The sequence below is a fragment of the Streptomyces sp. NPDC059009 genome (genome assembly GCF_042740175.1).
Classification (GTDB): Bacteria; Actinomycetota; Actinomycetes; order Streptomycetales; family Streptomycetaceae; genus Streptomyces.
Genome location: NZ_JBHYJB010000103.1, coordinates 1 through 1,417 on the forward strand (window position 1 = coordinate 1; position 1,417 = coordinate 1,417).

The following is a 1,417-nucleotide window of genomic DNA, read 5'->3' on the forward strand; positions in this document are numbered from 1 at the left end:
GCTTTATTTCTGCGCTTCGCGCAGAAAGCCATTGGCGGAATTCCGCTAAAGCGGAATTCGGGAATTCCGCGCTCCGCTCTTTCTGTTGTGACAGAAGTTCTAATTTCCCTAATCCGCTTTGCGGATTAGGGAAATTTCCCCCGGGGCTTCCGGGGCTTTATGCGATTTCTCGGACGATGCTGGCGACGACCTTTGCCAGGGTGGTGAGCTCTTCGGGGGTTTGGGGTGCGGTCTCGGATTCGAGGTAGACGGGTTCGAGGGAGGTGGGCCCGTTCACGTAAAGGTCGTCCTCGTAGTCGATGCCGATTACGAGGGTGTCTCCGTGAGGGGTGTGGATCTTCCCGGTTACGCCCCAGCTTCCGGCCTCGGAGCCCCATCGGGGGCCGAGGAGCTCGGCGACCCTGTGGGCGATGTCGGAGATGGCGTAGGGGTATTCGGTGGCGTCCATGTGTGCTGCTCCTCCTGGTGGGACGTGGCCGGCCATTGGGGCGGACCGATGACTCTTCCTAGGCGTGGAATACGTCATAGAGGTGGGCGTCGAGGATGGAGAGGGATTGGTCGCCTTCGAGTGCGGTGAGCACGGTGGCGCCCCGGTCTCCCTCCCAGAAAGTGCTGGAGGTCTCGTATTCCGCGATATCGGGATAGCGGAGGAGGGCGGCCTCTGCGCCCTTCTGCTCCGCTTCCTCGTAGTTCGCTGCGTCGACGATGATTACGAATCGGTCGTCGATGAGGTGTTGGGCGAGCCCGATCCAGTCGCAGATGAGAGTGAATTGCATGGCCCCATCTCCTGTTTATTGAGAGGGCCCGGTCACCGGATCAAGCCCGGTGGCCGGGGTGAGAGTTGAGGCTGGGTCAGTCGCGGGCAGCGCGCTGCTTGGGAATCTGGGCGTCGAGGCAGAGGAGGTACTGCTCGATGAGGGCGAGGAGGCGCTCCTCGGTGAGGGCCTGGGTGATGCCCTGGTGGTCGACTCCGCCGGTGAAGAGCGCGCGGCCGTGGTAGCCCTGGTAGATCGGCTGGAGGCTTGCGCAGAGGCGGGTGGCGGGCTCGTTGAGGGGCTGGCGGGTCATGATGCCTTCCCCGTCGACCCACATGGTGAGGTCCGGGAGGTCGACCGGCTCGACGGTCCTGGCATCGACGTACTTCGCGGCGAAGGGGACGACGTTGGTGTCGGCGGGCCAGTCGATGACAGCGAAGTCACCGTCGGGGTGGACGAGCAGAGCGAAACGGGTCAGGTGCTGGGACATGGTTCTCCCTTTGGGTTGGGGTGGGTTTTCGGTGGTCGGTGGCTGCCACTGCCTCCGACTGAGAAAACAGTATCGGAGTTTGGTCACGTAGTGGGGTGGGACACGCGAAGAAGGGGGGTGTTTTTTCGGGGGTGGTAGGCCGGTAGGCCAGGGAGGCTCTGACGGTATGTAA

Annotated in this window: 3 protein-coding genes; all 3 read right to left on the reverse strand. The window is 62.9% G+C overall.

Going from position 1 to position 1,417, the window contains the following annotated elements:
- Positions 1-157: 157 nt before the first annotated feature.
- Positions 158-448: a hypothetical protein gene (locus tag ACFWYM_RS44945; protein ID WP_384851363.1), complete on the reverse strand. Its 291-nt coding sequence runs from the start codon at positions 446-448 to the stop codon at positions 158-160.
- Between the two features lie 58 nt (positions 449-506).
- Positions 507-776 (reverse strand): hypothetical protein, encoded by a 270-nt coding sequence (locus tag ACFWYM_RS44950; protein WP_384851364.1) that lies wholly within the window; start codon positions 774-776, stop codon positions 507-509.
- 76 nt (positions 777-852) lie between these two features.
- Positions 853-1,245: a DUF3846 domain-containing protein gene (locus ACFWYM_RS44955; RefSeq protein ID WP_384851365.1), complete on the reverse strand. Its 393-nt coding sequence runs from the start codon at positions 1,243-1,245 to the stop codon at positions 853-855.
- Positions 1,246-1,417: the final 172 nt, after the last annotated feature.

Excerpts from the sequence above, each read along its gene's own strand:
- ACFWYM_RS44955 (WP_384851365.1), bottom strand. The coding sequence starts at position 1,245 with ATGTCCCAGCACCTGACCCGTTTCGCTCTGCTCGTCCACCCCGACGGT.
- ACFWYM_RS44950 (WP_384851364.1), bottom strand. The coding sequence starts at position 776 with ATGCAATTCACTCTCATCTGCGACTGGATCGGGCTCGCCCAACACCTC.
- ACFWYM_RS44945 (WP_384851363.1), bottom strand. The coding sequence starts at position 448 with ATGGACGCCACCGAATACCCCTACGCCATCTCCGACATCGCCCACAGG.